Here is a 20,061-nt window from a genome sequence, read left to right as displayed (position 1 = left end):
CACTCCTTATATTATGCAATCAATTTATAGATTCCCCAGACCAGCAGAACGGCCCAGCAGATGACGAAAACAGTCACGAGTGCGCCGAAGAGCTTGGCATGGCGCAGGACGTAGTCTGCCTGCTGTTCACTGCGGCTGCGCACATGCGGCGGCAGCAGATGCATGAGGCCGCAAATGGCCGTCGGCACGATGACGGCGTCGTCAAGAAAGCCGAAGAACGGCACAGCGTCGGGGATGATGTCAATCGGGCTGATGAGGTACAGGATGGAGAGTAAGAGAAGGCCTTTTACCTTGCCCGGCGTATCGCGTTCCTTGAGCGCCATGAGCATGACGATGATATCGCGCCGGAACAGGCGCAGGAGTCCTAAGATTCTTCCCATGTGGTTTCCTCATTTTTCTTCATAATACAACAGTAAAACAGGATAGAAAATAGATTTCGTTTCTATTCTATCATATTCTTCCAAACAGCGTCATGAAATCCTACTGGATGGCAAAATATTTTTATTCATTTTCTTTATAGTAATTGACAGTAGTATTCCTGTTTGTTATAATTTACTTACCTTTTTAAAGATAATAATTCTCTCTGCATGAACAAGCATTACAGGAGGCAATTTTATGAGTCAAAAGACCTTCCCACTCAACAAGGAACAGCTTGAAGCTGTCATCGCAAAATATCCGACCCCGTTCCATATCTATGACGAAAAGGCCATCCGCGCCAATATCCGCGCTCTGCAGCAGGCGTTTGCCTGGGCACCGCGTTTCCGCGAGCAGTTTGCCGTCAAGGCCCTGCCAAATCCGCGCATCCTGCAGATTCTCCATGAGGAGGGTGCTGGCACGGACAACAGCAGCCTCGCTGAGCTCGTGCTCTCCGAAGCGGCGGGCTTCAAAGGAGAGGAGATTCTTCTGACCTCGAATGATACACCAGCCGATGAGTTCCAGAAGGCCATCGAACTCGGTGCGATCATCAACCTCGACGATCTCTCCCATCTCGATTACCTCGAGCAGAACGCCGGCCTGCCGCAGGTGCTCTGCTTCCGCTACAATCCGGGCGACCTCATGGAAGGCAACGATATCATCGGCAAGCCGACCGAGGCAAAGTACGGCCTGACGCGTGAGCAGCTGTTTGAGGGCTATCGCCGCGCACTGGAAAAGGGCGTCAAGCGCTTTGGCCTGCATACGATGGTCGCTTCGAATGAGCGCCGCACGGAGGCCTTTGTTTTCACGGCGAAGCTCATGTTCGAGCTGGCCATCGAGCTCAAGCGCCGCTTCGGCATCCATGTCGAGTTCGTCAACATCGGCGGCGGCATCGGCATCCCGTACCGTCCGGAGGAAGAGCCGGTCGATCTCAAGGCGGTCGGTGAGGGCATCCATGCGCTCTACGACGAGATGATGGTACCGGAGGGCCTCGGCGATGTGGCCATGATGACGGAGAGCGGCCGCGCGATCACGGGTCCTGCCGGCTGGCTCGTTTCTACGGCCATCCACGAGAAGAAGACGTACAAGGATTACATCGGCCTCGATTCCTGCATGGCCAATCTGATGCGTCCGGCGATGTACGGCGCTTACCATCACATCACGATTGCCGGCAAGGAGAACGAGCCGTGCGATCACGTTTATGATGTGACGGGTTCGCTCTGCGAGAATAACGATAAGTTCGCGATTGACCGCAAGCTGCCGAAGATCGATATCGGCGACCGCGTAATCATCCATGATACGGGCGCACACGGCAGTGCGATGGGCTTCAATTACAACGGCAAGCTCTGGTGCGCGGAGCTGCTGCTGCACGAGGACGGCAGTGTGGAACTGATCCGCCGTGCGCAGACGCTCGACGATTATTTTGCGACGCTGAAGTATCCGGGAAGCGTCATGTAACATCCTGCCGTTTAAAAATCAAAAGCGGAGACTGTTGCCAAGTGCGGCTTGGCAACAGTCTCCGCTTATTTTTTTATGTTCAGGATCCCTTAGGCCAGAACGCGGGCGAGGCGCACGAGTTCGGGGTTGAGAGTCTTGGTGTTGTTGACGGCGTCGAAGAGATTGACGCTGACGACTTTGCCTTCGTTGAAGCCGAAGACGACATCGGAAGCACCAGAGATGATGGCAAGGGCTGCCTTTTCACCGAGCATCGAGGCTTTCATGCGGTCTTCGACCGACGGGGAGCCCCCACGCTGGATGTGGCCGAGGACGGATACGCGCGTGTCAATGCCGGTCTTTTCCTCGACGACTTTGCCAATCTCGATGGCCGAGCCTGCGCCTTCAGCAACGACGATGATGCTGTAGCGTTTGCCCTTGGCATACATGTCCTTGATTTCCTGGCACATTTCTTCCATGTCGAATTTGACTTCCGGGACGAGGATGAATTCCGCACCGCCGGCGATGCCGCTCATCATGGCGAGCCAGCCGGAGTTGCGGCCCATGACTTCGACGAGCATGATACGGCGGTGAGCCGAGGCCGTGTCGCGCAGTTTGTTGATGGCGTCGACGATGGTGTTGGCCGCCGTGTCGCAACCGATTGTGTAGTCCATGCCCCAGACATCGTTGTCGATGGTGCCCGGCAGGCCGACGATGGGCAGACCCGTTTCCTTCGAGAGCAGGGAACCGCCCGTGAGGCTGCCGTCGCCGCCGATGATGACGAGGCCTTCAATCCCACGCTTCATGAGGTTGTCGAAGCCTTTTTTGCGGCCTTCCGGCGTCTTGAACTCCGGGCAGCGAGCCGTGCCGAGGAACGTGCCGCCACGCTGAATGAGGTCGCTGACGCTGCGGCTCGTGAGCTGCACGATGTCATCGTCGAGCATGCCCTGGTAGCCGTTGTTGATGCCATAGACTTCTACGCCTTCATAAAGTGCTGTACGAACTACGGCGCGGGCCGCAGCATTCATGCCCGGGCTGTCGCCGCCGGAGGTCATGACAGCAATCGCTTTTTTGATCATGGGAACATCTCTCCTATTCCACGAGAATACTTAATTGATAGTTTCCTATTTCTTTTTTTATTTTACGTAATTCATCAGCAAAAGTAAAGGGTTTCCGCAAAAGAAGAACCGTCAGCACAAAGCTGAAATACAGACTTCCTGCTTTCTTCACCAAACGCGGCGGATGCGCCGCTCCACAACAGAAAAGGACTGCATGCCACAGGGGCTGCAGTCTCTTTCCTGGATGTATGATATGGGATTACTTGACGTTCATGATGCCCAGGCCATAGAAGATGATGCCGATGGCGAAGAGGCCGAAGATGATCCAGATGGCGTTGACCTTGCGTTTGAGCAGTGCCATGCATGCAAACGTCATGAGCAGCGGGATGAGGCCTGGCATGAGCTGATCGAGGATGGTCTGTACCGTCGTCGTGACGACTTCACCTTTGGCATTGGTGATCTGCGAGACGACGACCGGGATGTTGACGCTTGTCCACTTGTTGACCAGGGCGCCCATGACGAAGAGGCCGAGGATGGAAGCACCTTCCGTGAGTTTCTGCAGGCGGTTGCCAGCGACATCCTGGACGATGTCCGTGCCTTTGGCATAGCCGTATTTGATGCCGTACCAGCGTACCCAGAGGCGGACGGCGTTGAAGAGCACGAAGAAGATGATCGGGCCGAGAATGCTGCCGGAGATGGCGAACGAGGCGCCGAGTGCTGCGGTGATTGGGCGCAGCGTGCCCCAGAAGATCGGGTCGCCGACGCCGGCCAGTGGGCCCATCATGCCGACCTTGATGCCGTTGATGACGCTGTCCGGGATTTCTGCACCATTGGCGCGCTTCTCTTCCATGGCTGCCGTGATGCCGATGATCGGAGCCGTGACGAATGGATGCGTGTTGTAGAATTCGAGGTGGCGCTTGATGGCCTGCTTGAGCTCATCGCCCGTATAGAGGCGTTTAAGGATTGGCACCATGCCGAAGCAGAAGCCCAGGGCCTGCATGCGTTCCATGTTCCAGGAGCCCTGCAGGAAATTCGAACGGATAAATGTCCAGAAAAAATCGTTTTTCGTGATTTTCTTTTCCATGATGATCTTCCTCCTCACCAATCAGTCGAGTTCGTCGTCCAAATCGTCATCCTTATCCGAAGAGGAAGCGGCGGCGGGTGCTGCGGCCAGCTCTGCATACTTCGGGTTAAGCTGCAGATAGACGATGGCGAGGACGAGGCCGATAACGCCGAGAGCAACGAGGTTGAACGTCGTAAAAGCTGCAACGACGAAACCAAGGAAGAAGAACGGCATGAGGTATTTTGCGCCCATCATGTTGATGACCATTGCATAACCTACGACGACGATGAAGCCGCCAGCGACCTGCAGGCCGCCCGTGATGACCGGCGGGATGGCGTCGAGCATGGCCTGTACGGCGCCCGTGCCGACGGAAACGGCGACGATGAGAGCCGGGATGCCAACGCGCAGGCCCTGAAGGATCAGTGCGCCGTAGTGGCAGAGGTCGATGCCGCGCAGGTCGCCCTGCTCTGCATAGTGGTCAGCACGATGCTGAAATACGACGGAAATCGTTTTACAGAAAATTGCCAGGACCTGGCCGGCAGCTGCGAGCGGCATGGCGATACCGATACCAGTAGCCACGTCCTGATGGCCGGCGACGACCAGGATGGTGGAAATGACGGAAGCCAGTGCCGCATCCGGTGCAATCGCTGCGCCGATGTTCATCCAGCCGAGAGCCATGAGTTCAAGAGTACCACCAATGATAATACCTGTTGTGATATCACCTAAGATCAGGCCGGTCATCGTACATGCAATAAGCGGGCGATGCGTCTGCAGCTCATCGAGGCAGGATCCCATGCCGGCAATCGTGCCAAAAATAAAAATGAGCAGCACTTGAATTGTACTGAGTTCCATGATTATCCCCTCCATTGTGAATTATTCCATAACCCCCCATGTGAGCGGCCAAAGCCGCTCACTTCCTTTATGAAATGGATTACTGCTTGTTCAGCACATCCATCATCATCACTTTCTTATCGGAGTCCACCTTGCGGATCTCAAGCTCAATCCCCATTTCATTGAGCTTTTTGAATGCCGCAATGTCTTTGTCGTCAACCGATACGGCGCTCGTGATCTGATGCTTGCCCTCGTGGAAGCTCATGCCGCCGATGTTGACACTCTTGATTGGCACGCCGTGCTCGATGAGGTACAGGACACTCGCCGGATTCGTAAAGAGCAGCAGGCAGCGGTCGTTCTCATACTTCGGATTGTTGTAGACACGCACGGCCTTCGCGAGGTCTACAACGTGGCTCTTGATACCAGCCGGTGCAACCTGTTTCAGGAGCGTCGAACGGATCTTGTCCTTGGCGACTTCATCGTCACAGACAATGATGCGCTGGCAGTTCGTTGCCTTCGACCACACGGTTGCGACCTGGCCATGAATCAGGCGGTCATCAATTCTTGCCAATACGATTTTCATTATAAATCATCCTCCTCATCTTCTGCGATCTGACTCGCATGGAATACCTGCAGGCCGCTCTTGCCCGCTTCCACGGCTTTTGCCATGATATCCTGGATCGTAAGGGATTTATCATCCATCATCTGAAGACTGCACATCTCGATGAGCATCGGCAGGTTGACACCCGTCACGATGCCGTACGATTCATTGCTGATGACGAGACGGCAGGCGGCGTTGTACGGGCTGCCGCCGAACAAGTCGTTGAGGAACAGCACGCCATCCGTGCAGTCCAGTTCCTTGATCGCAGCCTCGTACTTCTTGACCACGTCATCTGGTCCTTCACCCGGGACGAGCGTTACGGCGCGAACATTTTTCTGCTCACCGCAAATCATCTCACAGGATTTGACAAGTTCCTCGGAAAAACGGCCATGCGTGCCAACAAGAATAGCAAACATCCAACATTACCTCCTTGAATGACCTCGAATGATTTCATAATATTTTACGCTATGTTCTCACGCCCTTTTATATTGCAAGATTCATACCAACTTTGTGTATCAAGATTTCTGATATTCTCGAACGGCCTGATTTCGTAACTTTTTGCTTTCGATACAGATAAAACAATACTATTACTGTTCAAATAATACTCTTTTCTATTATTTTCTACGCGTTTTGATACAGTATCAAGGATGTTTATGCGAAAAAAATACACTATCGCGCACATCCAAGCGATAGCGTATTCAGTGTATCAAAAGTCAGATCATTTCTGCCATAAAGCAGAGTTCGTCCTCAGGGACATGCAGCTGCAGGCTTTCCTCAAAGACTTTTGCCGCGGCCTGCAGTGCGGCCATTTTTTCGATGGGAAGCTCGCTGCGGTCGGCCGTATACGTCAGGGAACTGCGCGTGACAATGCGTTCAAGCGCGCAGCCGCAGTGAACGAGCAGGCGGATGCGCATTGGGTTCGGCAGTTTCTTCTGCAGGCGTTCCTCCAGCCGCTGGTCAAAGGAGAGCAGCAACGGCAGGACCTTGGCGGGGTTGAGATACGTCAGGAATTTCTGCAGGGATTCCTCGCAGAGTTTCTTGACGACGGGGCTGCGGTTTTCCGGTGAAGGAATCGTATGGCGGCGGCCCGTGACGAGCTCGCGCAGGATGGCTTCGCCTTCGCCGTCGATGAGCTGCTCGAGCGGGATGAAGGGAATGCGCATCTTCGGCTTCTTCATGCCAACGGCCGCCACGATGCGATGGTCTTCAGCGATTTCCGCCAGACGCTCCTCGAGGTTGACGAGACCTACGGGAATGACTTCCATGACGCAGCCGGCCTGACGCAGGATATCCTTGACGAGGGCCTTGAGTTTCAGCGCCGTTCCCTGCCCCGTCGAGCAGATGGTCACGATGACTTCGTGAGCCTGTTCGGCCAGCCGTTCTCCTTCGGCCATGTCGACAGCTTCATAGCCGTGGAAGCTGCGCAGCGAATCATAGACCGTATCAAGATCCATGCCCGCGACATCCACCTTGCGCAGAGCCTCGAGGATCAGCGGCGTCGACACCATGTCGATCGTGCGCACGGGAACCTTGAGGCGTTCGGAGAGCAGCGGGCCGAAGTTGCAGAGCGAGCCCATGTCCGCGAGGATCAGGATGCCCTTCTGGCAGCGCACGGCACGCAGCATGGCCGTGATCTTGTCGAGAACCTCCTGCGGATTGACGTCGAGCGGCATATCGACGGCCAGCGTGCTGTTGTCGGTATTGCCGAAGAGGCGCTGGGCGACCTCGAGCATCGAGCTGGCCGTGCCTTTGCCGTGCGCCAGCACGAGGATGACGATCTTGTCCTCGAGGTCATCGTCTTCGGCTGATTCGAGCAGCAGCGCGATGTATTCGATTTCGACGCGCGGCACCTTGATGTGATAGTGCTGCTCGATGAGGCCACCGATCTCCATCGCCACGGCCAGACACAGGGAATTCTGCGGCACCGCACCTTCAATCTCCGTGTACGGGATGGTTTCCTTGGCTTTGACGCGCTTGAGGAAGGCGGAAAGATGCAGGCTGAACGCATAGAGAAATCGATCCCGGTAACTTCGGTTCATGCGCTTCTGCACATAGAGCGAAATCTGCTCCGAGAAGTCCACGAGCGAAGCATCAACGATCTTCAGCAGGCGTTCCCGCGTCGTCATGTTGACGGAGTTCTTCTTATTGTAGAGATTCTTGACGTAAACGTTGACGTCCGTGGCCACGATCTGCTTGATGAGGTCGCTGCTGATGCCCTCCTCCTTGAGCAGATCGACCTTGTCCTCGACGACCTGGTAAAGATTGAAGGGTTCCCGCGCTTCATCGTCGTCCTCGAGCTGAAGCTTGCGCCCCGGCGGCAGGATGACGAGGAATTGTTCGCCGCCAAGCCGTTTCGTCAGTTCCATCAAGGCCTGGCGGTTGGCCGAGAGCGTCAGGAGGCCCTCCTTGAGCTGCGTCGGCAGGATCTTGAAATCCACCTCCATGCATTTCGGGTTGTCGATGCCGTTGAGGAAGGCCTGCGCGCAGAGCAGCTTGATGTTCGATTTGAGCTGGCCCACATTGCCGTTGCCGATGCTGCCGACAAGCGCCTTGACGGATTCGACGCCGACGCGGATGGGCTTCTTGACGCGCTGCGCTTCATCCTGGAACATCAGCCGAATAATATCGAGCTTTTCATCGAGTGTGCGCTCTGAGAGCGGGTGAATCCGGATGATGTTCGGAATGCGGCGCACGAACGTCTTGGTCAGCGCAGAATTGGGGTCTTCCGTCGTCGCGCCGATGATCAGGACTTTCGCGTGGCGGCTGCGCGTCGTCTCGCCGAGGCGGTTGAAGGTGCCCGTGTCCATGAAGTAGAAGATCATCTCCTGGCCTTCGGGCGGCAGGCGATGGATCTCGTCGAGGAAGAGCACGCCGCCGTCCGCCTCCTCGACAAGGCCGGCCTTGGCCGTATCGGCACCGGTGAACGCGCCCTTCATATGGCCGAAGATGTGTGAGATCAAAAGCTGCGAGTTGTTGTAGTAATCGGCACAGTTGAACGTGACGAACGGCGCATCCTCAGCAAAGCGATGCATGACCTTGCCGTATTCGAACATCAGGTGCGCAAAGAGGGTCTTGCCGACGCCCGTCTGGCCGACAATCAGCGTGTGCAGGCCATCCGGCGGATAGAGGATGGCTGCCTTGGCCTGCTCGACCTGCTTCCTGAGGCTGCGGTCTGCACCGATGAGACGCACAAAGGGGTTGACCGGCTTCGCCTCGTCCGATGGCGCGATTGCCTCGACCGACTCAAACTGGAAGGGCCCCTCTCCGAGCTGCACGCCGAGACGGCTTTCGAGCTCCCCTTTATCAAAATAGCGCACAGGACGCCCGAGGAACTTGACGATCATGCCCTGACGGTAGAGGGAATTGAGTTCCTTCGAGACATTGTTGCGCAGGATGTCGAGCGCCGATGCGATTTCCTGGGCATCAAACCCCACGCGCCCCTTGAAGTCGTCCCCGGCCATATTCTGCGACTGTGTCTGGATGTATTCGTAAATCCGTTCCTCACGCTTCATCTGCTCGCCTCCGATCAGTGAGATACTTCCATTATATCAACATTGAAAAAAGGAAGCAAAACATACTATCGCCACAGCCCTGCGGATTCCTTCCAATCGCAAGAACAGCCTGAGGAAACAAGGAAGCTTATTGACACTCCCCGTGCCTGAAGGCAGGGGATTCTTGGTTCGACAACCACTGCGCCGCCTCCGAAGAATTGGCGTCTTACACGATTTCCCCAAGCGTGAATTCCCGTGTGCCCCACGGTACACTTTATTCCAGTTTATGCCACTGTGGATTTATCTTCCAAAGCCTTGCACAGGATGTTCTTTGCAGCATTCACATCTCTGTCGTGATGCATTCCACACTTCGGGCAATCCCATTCGCGAACACTCAAATCCTTTGTCAGTGGGTTCTGATAGCCACAAGCAGAGCATGTCTGACTCGACGGGTAGAACGTATCGACTTTGAGCAGTTCGCCACCGTGCAGTTCCGCCTTGTATGTGAGCTGGCGGAAGAACTCGCTCCAACTTGCATCGGAAATGGACTTCGCGAGTCTGTGATTTCGCAGCATCCCCTTGATATTCAGATGTTCCACGGCAACCGTTTGGTTTTCACGGGTAAGCCGTGTGGACAACTTGTGCAGGAAATCCCTGCGGATGTTTGCGATGCGTTCATACACACGAGCAACACGAACACGCGTCTTGTCTCGGTTCATGGACTTCGGCAACTTGCGGGAAAGGCGGCGCTGCTCTCGGCAGAGCTTGCGTTTGAGCTTCTTCAGCGGGTGTGGGGATTGCGTCACGTTGCCGTCGCTGTCCGAGCAGAATGCCCTTAACCCTACGTCGATACCAATCTGCTTACCACCGTTCGGACGGAGCAAGGATTCTTTTTCCGTTTCAACGCAAAGGGAAATGAAGTATTTCCCTGATGCCGCACGGCGGACCGTGGCATTCAGAATCCTGCCTCCAAACTTCCGACTCTGCTTGATTTTCACAAAGCCGACCTTCGGCAGCCTAATCCGATTGCCTTCGATACGGATGCCACCACTCTGATTGCGCATCCGGTAAGACTGGCTGTGGCTGCGCTTTGATTTGAAGCGTGGGTATCTTGCCCGCTTTGCAAAGAAATTCTCATAGGCATGGTCAAGATCACGCAGAGCTTCCTGCAACGCCATGCTGTCAACCTCAGACAGCCATGCAGTTTCCTCGCGCTTCTTGAGGTCAGTGAGCAATTTGCTTGTCTTGACGTAAGTCAGCGAATTGTGATTCGCTTTCCATTCGTCGCGACGCACCGCGAGGAAGTGGTTGAATACGAAACGTGCACAGCCCAGCGTGCGATTGATGAGGTTTTCCTGCGTCCTGTTCGGATAGATGCAGAACTTATAGCCGAGCGTGTGCGTTTCCATTTTCCTCACTTCCTTTGCGACGTCTTTTGGTTCTCGATATACTGCTTGACGATTCCAAGCGGCGCACCGCCAACCGTCGAGCAGAAATAGGAATTTGTCCAAAGTGTCGGCAGTTTCGTTGTCAGCCAATGAAATTCCTGTCTTAGTATCCTCGACGTTTTGCCCTTGATTGTCTTCACCGCTTTGTGAATTATTTACAGGAATATACGATGTTACGGTTTGAATGATATACTCTGTTCATATTTGTATTATACTATACTTTAGTAGTTAATACAACAATTAAGGAGGAAAAAGTTGTCCGCCTTCAATTGCTTACGCAAATTCGGCGGACGCGCCTTATATCCCCAGTCCTAAAGGGTGGGGTTTTACGGCGCGTTCGATAAGAAAAAAATCCCAGCAGATACGAAATAAATTCCATATCTGCCAGGATTTTTCCAGTTCAAAATCTCAAAAGTCTCAGCCTACGAGTTCGTAACCAGCCTCTTCGATGACCTTGCGGAAATCTTCCTGCGGAATCTCGCGGCTGGCTTTGACATCGGCCTTGCCGCCCTCGAGGTCGACGGTGACATCCGTGACGCCATCCATCTTGGCGAGTGCATCGTGAACGTGCTTCTGGCAATGTGCACACATCATGCCTTTGATCGTGAGAGTCTTTTCCATGGTATCTTCCTCTTTCTGCTTGATAGAATGATGGTCCGCCGCAGCCGGTACAGCCGGCGCGGCATCTTTATGGACAACGGCGGCCTCCTGGGCTTCGCCGCGATCGGTCTTGAAGAAACGCAGGCGCAGGGCATTCATGACGACGCAGACGCTCGACATGCTCATCGCGGCAGCGCCGACGACTGGCGAGAGCTTGATGCCAAAGGCCGGATACAGGATGCCTGCCGCGACGGGGATGCAGATGACGTTGTAGATGAGCGCCCAGAACAGATTTTCCTTGATGTTGCGCAGCACGGCCTTCGAAAGGCGGATGGCGCTGACGGCATCGAGGAGGTCGCTCTTCATCAGGACGGCATCGGCACTCTCGATGGCCACATCCGTGCCGGCGCCGATGGCCATGCCAAGATCTGCCTGCGCGAGCGCCGGCGCGTCATTGATGCCATCGCCGATCATCGCAACCTTGTGGCCTTCAGACTGAAGCTTCTTGATGTGTTCTGCCTTGTTCTCCGGCAGGACGCCCGCAATGACCTTCGGGATGCCCATGCGGCGGCGGATGGCTTCCGCCGTGCGCTCGTTGTCACCGGTCAGCATGACGACATCGATGCCCATCTCGCGGAAGCGGGCGATAGCCTCTTTGCTCGTCGCTTTCTCGACATCAGCAGCCGCGAGGATGCCGATCACGTGGTCGTCCTCGGCAAAGATCAGCGGCGTGCAGCCGTCATCGGAGAGCGCACCGAGATGGCTTTCATACGGGGCAAGATCAATCTGCTGCTCTGCCATGAGCTTGGCATTGCCCGCATAATATACATGCCCGTCGGCCCTGGCCTCAACACCGCGGCCAAAGAGTGCCCTGAAATCCGTCATGGCTTTTGCCGCGATCTTCTTCTCTTCGGCATAATTCATGACGGCTTCGGCGAGCGGATGCTCGCTGCCCTTCTCAAGGCCTGCCGCAATCGCCAGGAGCTTCTGCTCCGAGAAGGCGTCAGCTGCCAAGACGGACGTGACCTCCGGACGGCCCTCGGTGATCGTGCCCGTCTTGTCCATGACAACCGTATCGACGGACTGCGCGATCTCGAGCGCCTCACCGGATTTTATGAGAATGCCGTTTTCCGCGCCCTTGCCCGTACCGACCATGATGGCCACCGGCGTGGCAAGGCCGAGCGAACACGGACAGGAGATGACGAGGATGCAGATGGCGATGGAGAACGCGAATTCCACGCTCGCGCCCATCGCGAGCCAGGCAGCACCGGCAAGGACGGCCACCGTGATGACAGCCGGCACGAAAACACCGGCAATCTTGTCAGCCATGCGCGCAATCGGCGCCTTCGAAGCACTGGCCTCATCGACGAGCCGGATTATCTGACTGATGGTCGAATCGGCACCGACACGCTCTGCGCGGAAATGGATGAAGCCCTGCTTGTTGATGGTCGCCGAGGTCACCTTATCCCCCTGCTGCTTCTCAACGGGGATGGGCTCACCCGTGATGGCCGATTCATCGATGCTCGTCGTGCCCGAGAGCACGACACCGTCAGCGGGGATGCGCTCGCCGGGGCGCACGACAATCTCATCGCCGACGGCGAGCTGCTCGACAGGAACGACCTGTTCCACACCACCGCGCACAACGGTCGCCTGCTTCGGCGCAAGATCCATGAGCTTCTCAAGGGCCTTGCTCGTCTGCCCCTTCGCGCGGGCCTCGAGGTATTTGCCAACGGTGATCAGCGTGACGATCATGCCGGCTGACTCAAAATAAAGATTCGTGCTGTACTCGGTGACAAGCGCCCAGTCGTTATGGCCAAAGCCCCAGCCCATGCGGAAAATCGCAAAGGCACCGAAGAGCGCGGCAGCCATCGAGCCCATACCGACAAGGCTGTCCATGTTCGGCGCCCCGTGCAGGAGATTGCGGAAGCCTGCGATATAATAGCGGCGGTTCAGGTACATGATGGGCAGCACGAGCAGAAACTGGGAGAACGCAAACGTGATAGCATTCTCGGGGCCGTCGAAGAGCTGGCTGATGAGCTGCGGCACCGGCAGGCCGAAGAGCTTCTGGAAGAGCCCGTGCATCGAGATGTAGAGCGTCGGTATCAGGAAGATGATGGACCAGATGAGGCGATGCTTCATCTCGGCAATATTCTTCCTGACGGGGTCTTCCTCGGGAAGCGCGGCGGCCTTTGCCCTCTCCGCACCTTTGACCGAAGCGCCGTAGCCGGCTTCAACGACGGCCGCAATGATGGCCGGCACATTCGTCTTCGACTCATCATACTCGAGCTGCATGCTGTTCGTCAGCAGATTCACGCTGACATCCTTCGTGCCGTCGACCTTGCTGACGGCTTTTTCCACACGGGCCGAGCAAGCCGAGCACGTCATGCCCGTGATCGTGAATTTTTCTTTTTTCATCTTGGAATTGAGCCTCCTTGGTGGCTGTTGGGAAAACGATGGGATAACTTACTTCATGACCTTCTGGAGCGTCGCGACGAGTTCGTCGACGACCTCATCATGCCCCGCGCGGATATCGTCGACGACGCACGACTTGATGTGCTGCGCGAGCAGCTCTTTATTGAACGCATTGAGCGCTGACTGGATCGCGCTGACCTGCGTGAGGATATCAACGCAGTAGCGGTCGTCCTCGACCATCTTGCAGACGCCGCGGACCTGGCCCTCGATGCGCTTGAGCCGCGAGACGAGGCATTTGTATTCCTTGCTGTCCTTGTCGCGGTATTTATGCTTGACACAGCCGCAGCAGCTCTTTTCCGCATTTTCTGCAGCAGCTGCGCCTTTTGTCCTTTCACATGCACACATAAAATATACCCCCTAACGGTATTTTATACTATACCATCAGGGGGTATCTGTCAAGCAAAAAGATATCCCCCGGCAAGCGAGGGAATCCTGCTCAAACAGGTTCAGCCATTGGAGCCCTTGTCAATCGAATGGATGATGACATCCGTGAGGATCTTCGTCCAGTTGATCCGGCCATTGCCTTCCGATCCGGATTCCTGCTGCGGCTCCGGCGGCGGATTCTTCGCACGTTCGGCGGCCATGCGCGCCGTGCGCAGGTCATCTGCAAGCGCCCGATCCCGTTTATCGGAATAGTTCCAGGCAATCTCGAGCTCACGCACAGCCTCGTCGTAGCGGCCCTCATCGTAATAGATCAAGCCCTCATACTGATGGCAGCGCCAGATGGGATATGTCGTATTGTCATGGTCCGTGTTGTTGGCCATGTTGAAATCCTCGAGGGCATCGTGCGGACGGTTGAGCCCGTAATAGGCCCGGCCGCGCAGATAGTAGGCATAGGCGCGCGGATTACCCTTGACGGACCGGTCTTCGATGAGCGTCGTGAGCTCATCGATGGCCCGCGTGTACTCGCTGCGCTGGATATAGCCCATGCTGCGGTCAAAAATCTTCTCGTAATCGTAGCTCGACTCGAGACGCGTGCCGAGCCGTTTCTTCTCCTGGCCATTGGCCTTCTGGTATTCGGCAAGCAGTTCCTCATTCTGCTTCTTCAGGGCATCGCGCTCCTGCTGCAGCTTCTCGAGCTCCGTCTTCTTGTCCATCATGGCCTTGAGGTCGATGTCATCCGTATCCACTTCGGCGACCAGATGCACCGTGTATTTCCAGGTCGTTCCCGAAAGCTCCGGTACCGAATCCTCCTTGATGACCTTGAGCACGGCACCCGAGATCATCTTGACATCGTCCTCCGTGAGCTGCATGTTTTTCGTGCGTGAATAGCTCTCGACGTAGACGCCGGCTTTCTCCACCGCCACGCGCATGGCCTCCTGGCGCGCGGCATCACGCGCGATCTTCGGGGAGTCGTTATCCCCCATGACGTAGACGCCCGTCGCCTCGATGCGCTGAGGCGCAGCCTCTACAGTTCCGCCCTTCCACAGGCAGCAGACGGCCAGGAACGTCAGCAGCACCAGGCAGGCCGTTCCTATTCTCCTCATATCGAAACACCATCCTTCGTAATAGTGTACCTCGTCAAATACTATTATACGGAACTCCCGTCCGCTTTCCAATTAGAAACGCATAAATTTCCCGCTCCGTAAAATTTTTTAAAAAACCAGTTGACACCGGGCGGCAAAACCGATATACTATATTCTGTCAGTTGCGAAAAGCGACAGATGCTGATTTAGCTCAGTTGGTAGAGCAGCTCATTCGTAATGAGCAGGTCGTAGGTTCAAGTCCTATAATCAGCTCCATATCTTGCTGATTTAGCTCAGTTGGTAGAGCAGCTCATTCGTAATGAGCAGGTCGTAGGTTCAAGTCCTATAATCAGCTCCATTGGAAAAGCAAGGCTTCCGTGTGCGGAAGCCTTTTTTGTATCTTCTGTTTACATGTCAGGAAAAGGCACAACCCCTTCCCCACCGGGAAAGAGATTGTGCCTTTTCTTTATTTCTTCATTTTTTCCGGCGATAGCGGCAGTAGCCGATCCAGAGCACGAACAGCCAGATGGGCAGGAACAGGACTGCCAGCTGCATATCCGGGATCTGTGACACGAAGAAGACGACACCGGCCAGGAAAAGCAGCGACAGGTAGTTGGCCCATGGATACAGGATGGCATGGAATTTCGTCTGCTTGCCATGCGCCTTGCAGTAAGCGCGGAATTTCAGATGCGTGATGCAGATGACCACCCAGCTGATGACGGCCGCACAGGTCGCGATCATCATGAGATACATGAAGACGTGTCCCTGCAGGAAATAATTGAGCGCGACGACAATCAGCGTGATGCCCGAGGAAACCAGGATGCCGCGCACCGGCACGCCGTGCGGCGAGAGCTTGCGGAAGAAGGCCGGAGCCTCGCCCGTGCCCGCCAGGCCGTAGAGCATTCGGCTGTTGCTGTAGATGGCAGAATTGTAGACCGAGATGGCCGCCGTCAGCACGACGAAATTCAGGATGTGTGCCGCAGCCGGGATGCCGACGTTGTTGAAGATTTGGACGAACGGGCTCGCCTCCATACCGACCTTATTCCACGGCCAGAGCGCCATGAGCACGACCATCGTGCCGACATAGAAAATCAGAATACGCCAGATGACCTGGTTGATGGCGCGCGGGATCGTACGGTCCGGATCCTCCGCCTCACCCGCCGTGATGCCGATGAGCTCGATGCCGCCGAACGAGAACATGACGACGGCGATGGAGAGCGCGAGGCCCCAGAGGCCGTTCGGCAGGAAGCCGCCGTTTTTCCAGATGTTGCTGAAGTTCTCGGGGAAGGGCTGCCCGCTCGAGAAGATCAGGCCGAGCCCCAGGAGTATCATGCTGACGATGGCGGCAATCTTGATGAGCGCCATCCAGAATTCGGCCTCGCCGTAGGCCCGGACATTGACGAGATTCAGCGCCGTGATGGCCACAAGGCAGACCAGCGACGAAATCCACTGTGGCAGGTCCGGGAACCAGAAATTCATGTAGATGCCGACAGCCGTGAGTTCCGCCATCGACACGAGCACGTAATTGAACCAATAATTCCAGCCGGAAAGGAAGCCCGGGAACCTGCCCCAGTACTTCGTCGCATAATGGCTGAACGAGCCCGACACCGGCTCATCGACAGCCATTTCCCCCAGCATGCGCATAATGAGGAAAATCACGACGCCACCGATCAGATAGGCGAGCATGACGGACGGTCCCGCCAGCGCAATCGTCGAAGCCGAACCGTAGAACAGGCCCGTGCCGATGGCGCCGCCGAGCGCAATCATCTGCAAGTGGCGGTTCTTGAGTCCGCGCTTCATCGTTATATTCTTTGCATCCTCCATAGATTCATCTCCAATCAAGAAAATATGCTTCCATTATAGCATTATTGGACATCGCTTTACAATTTATCAAAATAAGACAAGGAGCTGCCGACCACAGGGTGTTCCCGTGACCGGCAGCTCCTTTGCTGTCAGTCTGCCGTCAATAACGCTGACGGTCCTTGAGGGCACGCTCAATCTCACGTTTCGCGGCCTTTTCATGAAGGTCCTGACGCTTGTCGTAATTGTGCTTGCCCGAGGCCAGCGCCAGCTCGAGCTTGGCCCGGCCGTGCTTGAAATAGATCTTCAGGGGCACGAGCGTGAAGCCCTTTTCGCGCGTCTTGGCAAAGAGCTTCACGATTTCCGCCTTGTGCATCAGGAGTTTCCTGCGGCGCAGCGGATCGTGGTTGAAGATATTGCCCTGATCATAGGGGCTGATATGCAAGTTCTCGACGAAAAGCTCGTCGTTCTGGATGCTCGCATAACTGTCCTTGAGGTTGGCCCGTCCGGCGCGCAGGGACTTGACTTCCGTTCCCTGAAGGGAAAGGCCAGCCTCAAACGTTTCGTGTATGAAGTAATCGTGACGGGCCTTGCGGTTCTCGCAGACCGTCTTGATTCCTGCATTCTTTCTTCCCATCGTATCACCTGAATGGTTCTTTATCGCTTATTTATTGGGTGCCGTGCCGCCTTCCGTCTTGCGGTGCGGGTGCGGGCGATGCTTCGAGGAAGCCGACGCCGCCTTCTGCTTTTCAGCCTTGGCCTCCTCGCGCATCTTGCGCTCATGGTAGCCCGGCGGATCCGGCCAGACGGCACTGTTGAGCCCCGTCACCCTGACGCGGTGGTAGTCGCGGCTCTCCTCTCCGCGTGCTTCCTCGCGGCGTTCCCGGCGGTTGGGCTTGCGCTCCGGACGGTCGCTGCGCTCCAGGCGCTCATGACCGCGGTTCTCACGGCCCTTTTCCCTGCGTCCTTTCGCCGGTTTATGCTCCGGCTGCGGCAACTTCTCGCCCGAGGCCCCGCGATTCTTCCTGCGGCTGCCGTTCTTCGGGCGCCGCTTCTGCTTCGAGGCATCCTCTGCAGGCGTCAGAGATTCCGCAATGAGGTCGTCTTCCTTGCGGCGCGGCGGACGCGTGCCGCCCTTGCGGTCATCCTTCTTGTCCCGGCCATTGCCGCCTGACTTGCCGCCCTTGCTGCGGCCGCCGCGCACGGCATTCTGCATGGCCTGCGGGTCATAAGCGCCATTGTCCTTGAGTACGAAGTCGAGATTGCGTTCCTCGACATTGGCGCGTACAAGCAGGACTTCCACCTCGTCGCCGAGACGGTATGCCTTTCTCGTGCGCTCGCCGATCATCGCATACTGTTCTTCCACGTATTCGTAATAATCGTTGACCATGGTCGAGACGTGGACGAGGCCCTCGACGCCGTTATCCAGTTCGACGAAGATGCCAAAGGCCGTGACGCCGCTGATGATGCCGGAGAATTCCTCGCCGACGAACTGTGCCATGTACTCGATTTTCTTCATGTCCGTCGTCTCGCGCTCCGCCTCAATGGCAATGCGCTCGCGCTCCGAGGCATGCTCGGCGATGCCCGGCAGGATGGAGCGCAGCTTTTCCTGGCGCTCGCGCGGAATCGTGCCCGTCGCAAAAGTCTCACGCAGCAGGCGATGGACGATGAGGTCCGGATAGCGGCGGATTGGCGACGTGAAATGCGTGTAATAGCGGGCTGCAAGGCCAAAGTGACCGAGGCTCAGGTCGCTGTAACGCGCCTGCTGCATCGAGCGCAGGGCCACCGTGCTGATGATGCGCTCCTCCGGCTTGCCCTCGACCTTCTCGAGTACCTGCTGGACATCCATCGGGACAATCTCGCCATTCTCATTCTGCTTGACGAACAGGCCGAACGTCGAGAGCAGATTGTTGAGGCGTTCGATTTTCTCCGTCGACGGCTGCTCGTGAACGCGGTACATGAACGGCAGGTTCTTCGTATCCATATGACGCGCCACCGTCTCGTTGGCAATCAGCATGCATTCCTCAATGATGGATTCTGCCAGCGAACCCTCGCGCTTGAGGAGTGCGACCGGATGGCCCTGCTCGTCGAGCTTGACCTTGACCTCGGGCAGATCGAAATCGATTGAGCCGCGGCGATGACGCTTGGCCTTGAGCGCATTGCGCAGGTCGGCCAGCGTTTCGAGCATGCCGCGGATATCCTGATTGTCCGAATAGAACGGTTCCTCATGGTCGACGAGGACCTTGTTGACGATGTTGTACGTCAGGCGGCGGTAAACATGGATGACCGTCGGCACGATCTCATAGCTCAGGACTTCGCCGTCTACCGAGATCTGCATCTCGCAGGCCATGGCCAGGCGGTCGACGCCGGCATTGAGGCTGCAGATGCCGTTGCTGAGTTCCTTCGGCAGCATCGGGATGACGCGGTCGACGAGGTACACGCTCGTGCCGCGCTCATACGCCTCGCGGTCAAGCGGCTGGTTCTCACGCACGTACCAGCTGACATCGGCGATGTAGACACCGAGGAAGAAGGAGCCGTCCTCGTTGCGGCGGGCAAAGACGCCGTCGTCGAGGTCCTTGGAATCCTCACCATCGACCGTGACAATCGGGAAATCGCGGCGGTCGCGGCGGCCGCGGTACTCCTCCGGAGCCGGCTCCTGCTCCATGGCAGAAGCGGCTGCCTGTACATCTTCAGGGAACGTCTCGGAAAGATCATACTGACGCATAACCGAGAGGACATCGACACCCGGATCGCCCACCTTGCCGAGTACTTCGATGACCTTGCCCTCCGCATTGCGGCGGCGGTCCGGCCACTTCGTGATCTCAACGACGACCTTGCTGCCCGTCTTCGCACCGTGGAATGCCTTCTTCGGCACGAAAATATCCTGACTGAGCTTCGTGTTGTCCGGCGTCACGAAGCCAAACGTCTTGCTGCTCTCAAACGTGCCGACGATCTTCTCATTGGCACGTTCGAGGATGCGGATGATCTCGCCCTCGCGCGAACGGCCCTCTTCGACGGCCGGCGCCACGCGCGCCACGACACGGTCGCCATGCATGGCCGTATTGAGATCTGCGCCCGGCACGAACACGTCCGTCTCATCCTCGGAAGCACGCACATCGGGGATGATGAAACCAAAGCCCTTGGCCGTCATCGACAGGCGTCCGACCACGAGGTGCATGCGGCTCGGAATGCCATAGAGATCGCTGCGGTTTTTGATGACCGCGCCCTCTTTCTCGAGTTCCTCGAGTGCAGCATCAAACTCCACGAGCTCTTCCTGCGTCAAATGCATGCCTTCTGCCAGGTCTTCCGCCAGCAGCGGTTTATAAGCCTTCTCTTTCATGTAGGCTAAAATACGTTCTTTTAAATCCATGTTCTTCTCTCCA

At 56.4% G+C, this 20,061-nt stretch carries 15 protein-coding genes, 2 tRNA genes and 1 pseudogene; 3 read left to right on the top strand and 15 right to left on the bottom strand.

Features of this window, described 5'->3' with window-relative positions; genetic code table 11:
* Nucleotides 1-11: 11 nt before the first annotated feature.
* Nucleotides 12-380: a YkvA family protein gene (locus DWX75_RS08515; RefSeq protein WP_118015905.1), complete on the bottom strand. Its 369-nt coding sequence runs from the start codon at nt 378-380 to the stop codon at nt 12-14.
* Nucleotides 381-615: 235 nt separating this feature from the next.
* Here DWX75_RS08515 and DWX75_RS08510 point away from each other — a divergent pair, with 235 nt between their 5' ends.
* The gene (locus DWX75_RS08510; RefSeq protein ID WP_118015904.1) at nt 616-1,872 is read left to right on the top strand and encodes a diaminopimelate decarboxylase; all 1,257 of its coding nucleotides are present in this window, start codon (nt 616-618) and stop codon (nt 1,870-1,872) included.
* An 89-nt stretch (nt 1,873-1,961) separates the two neighbouring features.
* Here DWX75_RS08510 and pfkA read toward each other — a convergent pair whose 3' ends face one another.
* From pfkA to DWX75_RS08455, 11 genes and pseudogenes are all read right to left on the bottom strand, one after another.
* Nucleotides 1,962-2,927 carry a 6-phosphofructokinase gene (gene pfkA, locus DWX75_RS08505; protein ID WP_118015903.1) on the bottom strand — a complete coding sequence of 322 codons (966 nt, stop codon included), beginning with the start codon at nt 2,925-2,927 and terminating at the stop codon, nt 1,962-1,964.
* A gap of 238 nt (nt 2,928-3,165) precedes the next feature.
* Nucleotides 3,166-3,990, bottom strand: a complete 825-nt coding sequence (manZ, locus tag DWX75_RS08500) for a PTS mannose transporter subunit IID (protein WP_118015902.1) — start codon at nt 3,988-3,990, stop codon at nt 3,166-3,168.
* 21 nt (nt 3,991-4,011) lie between these two features.
* Complete coding sequence (locus tag DWX75_RS08495) at nt 4,012-4,821, bottom strand: PTS mannose/fructose/sorbose transporter subunit IIC (RefSeq protein WP_118015901.1); 810 nt, start codon at nt 4,819-4,821, stop codon at nt 4,012-4,014.
* Nucleotides 4,822-4,900: 79 nt separating this feature from the next.
* The gene (locus DWX75_RS08490) at nt 4,901-5,383 is read right to left on the bottom strand and encodes a mannose/fructose/sorbose PTS transporter subunit IIB (protein WP_118015900.1); all 483 of its coding nucleotides are present in this window, start codon (nt 5,381-5,383) and stop codon (nt 4,901-4,903) included.
* Nucleotides 5,383-5,817 carry a PTS sugar transporter subunit IIA gene (locus tag DWX75_RS08485; protein ID WP_118015899.1) on the bottom strand — a complete coding sequence of 145 codons (435 nt, stop codon included), beginning with the start codon at nt 5,815-5,817 and terminating at the stop codon, nt 5,383-5,385. Before DWX75_RS08485 ends, DWX75_RS08490 begins: the two co-directional genes overlap by 1 nt.
* 297 nt (nt 5,818-6,114) lie before the next feature.
* A complete protein-coding gene (locus DWX75_RS08480) occupies nt 6,115-8,913 on the bottom strand; it encodes a sigma 54-interacting transcriptional regulator (RefSeq protein ID WP_118015898.1) in 2,799 nt (932 codons plus the stop codon).
* Nucleotides 8,914-9,176: 263 nt separating this feature from the next.
* Nucleotides 9,177-10,301 (bottom strand): IS200/IS605 family element RNA-guided endonuclease TnpB, encoded by a 1,125-nt coding sequence (gene tnpB / locus DWX75_RS08475; RefSeq protein WP_118015897.1) that lies wholly within the window; start codon nt 10,299-10,301, stop codon nt 9,177-9,179.
* Between the two features lie 5 nt (nt 10,302-10,306).
* A pseudogene (locus DWX75_RS08470) lies at nt 10,307-10,492 on the bottom strand (transposase); the annotation flags it as partial.
* Nucleotides 10,493-10,757: 265 nt separating this feature from the next.
* The gene (locus tag DWX75_RS08465; protein ID WP_118015896.1) at nt 10,758-13,355 is read right to left on the bottom strand and encodes a heavy metal translocating P-type ATPase; all 2,598 of its coding nucleotides are present in this window, start codon (nt 13,353-13,355) and stop codon (nt 10,758-10,760) included.
* Nucleotides 13,356-13,403: 48 nt separating this feature from the next.
* Nucleotides 13,404-13,757 (bottom strand): metal-sensing transcriptional repressor, encoded by a 354-nt coding sequence (locus tag DWX75_RS08460; RefSeq protein WP_118015895.1) that lies wholly within the window; start codon nt 13,755-13,757, stop codon nt 13,404-13,406.
* A 101-nt stretch (nt 13,758-13,858) separates the two neighbouring features.
* Entirely contained in the window at nt 13,859-14,899 is a 1,041-nt protein-coding gene (locus DWX75_RS08455; RefSeq protein WP_118015894.1) for a tetratricopeptide repeat protein, read from the bottom strand.
* Nucleotides 14,900-15,078: 179 nt separating this feature from the next.
* Between DWX75_RS08455 and DWX75_RS08450 the strand changes: the two genes are divergently transcribed.
* Nucleotides 15,079-15,154, top strand: a tRNA-Thr gene (locus DWX75_RS08450).
* A 6-nt stretch (nt 15,155-15,160) separates the two neighbouring features.
* A tRNA-Thr gene (locus tag DWX75_RS08445) sits at nt 15,161-15,236 on the top strand.
* Nucleotides 15,237-15,352: 116 nt separating this feature from the next.
* On the opposite strand, the gene DWX75_RS08440 is transcribed toward DWX75_RS08445, so the two are convergent.
* The 3 genes from DWX75_RS08440 to rnr all read right to left on the bottom strand — a co-directional run bounded on the left by DWX75_RS08440 (nt 15,353) and on the right by rnr (nt 20,048).
* Complete coding sequence (locus DWX75_RS08440; protein ID WP_118015893.1) at nt 15,353-16,702, bottom strand: amino acid permease; 1,350 nt, start codon at nt 16,700-16,702, stop codon at nt 15,353-15,355.
* Between the two features lie 139 nt (nt 16,703-16,841).
* A complete protein-coding gene (smpB, locus tag DWX75_RS08435) occupies nt 16,842-17,315 on the bottom strand; it encodes an SsrA-binding protein SmpB (RefSeq protein ID WP_118015892.1) in 474 nt (157 codons plus the stop codon).
* Between the two features lie 27 nt (nt 17,316-17,342).
* The gene (gene rnr, locus DWX75_RS08430) at nt 17,343-20,048 is read right to left on the bottom strand and encodes a ribonuclease R (protein ID WP_118015891.1); all 2,706 of its coding nucleotides are present in this window, start codon (nt 20,046-20,048) and stop codon (nt 17,343-17,345) included.
* Between the last annotated feature and the right edge of the window lie 13 nt (nt 20,049-20,061).

This window comes from Mitsuokella sp. AF21-1AC (assembly GCF_003458855.1).
Taxonomy (GTDB): Bacteria; Bacillota; Negativicutes; order Selenomonadales; family Selenomonadaceae; genus Mitsuokella.
This window is presented reverse-complemented; position numbering and strand designations above follow the sequence as displayed.

Coding starts and splice junctions, on each gene's coding strand:
- DWX75_RS08510 (WP_118015904.1), top strand. CDS start 616: ATGAGTCAAAAGACCTTCCCACTCAACAAGGAACAGCTTGAAGCTGTC.
- manZ (WP_118015902.1), bottom strand. CDS start 3,990: ATGGAAAAGAAAATCACGAAAAACGATTTTTTCTGGACATTTATCCGT.
- DWX75_RS08490 (WP_118015900.1), bottom strand. CDS start 5,383: ATGAAAATCGTATTGGCAAGAATTGATGACCGCCTGATTCATGGCCAG.
- tnpB (WP_118015897.1), bottom strand. CDS start 10,301: ATGGAAACGCACACGCTCGGCTATAAGTTCTGCATCTATCCGAACAGG.
- rnr (WP_118015891.1), bottom strand. CDS start 20,048: ATGGATTTAAAAGAACGTATTTTAGCCTACATGAAAGAGAAGGCTTAT.
- DWX75_RS08455 (WP_118015894.1), bottom strand. CDS start 14,899: ATGAGGAGAATAGGAACGGCCTGCCTGGTGCTGCTGACGTTCCTGGCC.
- DWX75_RS08495 (WP_118015901.1), bottom strand. CDS start 4,821: ATGGAACTCAGTACAATTCAAGTGCTGCTCATTTTTATTTTTGGCACG.
- smpB (WP_118015892.1), bottom strand. CDS start 17,315: ATGGGAAGAAAGAATGCAGGAATCAAGACGGTCTGCGAGAACCGCAAG.
- DWX75_RS08515 (WP_118015905.1), bottom strand. CDS start 380: ATGGGAAGAATCTTAGGACTCCTGCGCCTGTTCCGGCGCGATATCATC.
- pfkA (WP_118015903.1), bottom strand. CDS start 2,927: ATGATCAAAAAAGCGATTGCTGTCATGACCTCCGGCGGCGACAGCCCG.
- DWX75_RS08465 (WP_118015896.1), bottom strand. CDS start 13,355: ATGAAAAAAGAAAAATTCACGATCACGGGCATGACGTGCTCGGCTTGC.
- DWX75_RS08480 (WP_118015898.1), bottom strand. CDS start 8,913: ATGAAGCGTGAGGAACGGATTTACGAATACATCCAGACACAGTCGCAG.
- DWX75_RS08485 (WP_118015899.1), bottom strand. CDS start 5,817: ATGTTTGCTATTCTTGTTGGCACGCATGGCCGTTTTTCCGAGGAACTT.
- DWX75_RS08440 (WP_118015893.1), bottom strand. CDS start 16,702: ATGGAGGATGCAAAGAATATAACGATGAAGCGCGGACTCAAGAACCGC.
- DWX75_RS08460 (WP_118015895.1), bottom strand. CDS start 13,757: ATGTGTGCATGTGAAAGGACAAAAGGCGCAGCTGCTGCAGAAAATGCG.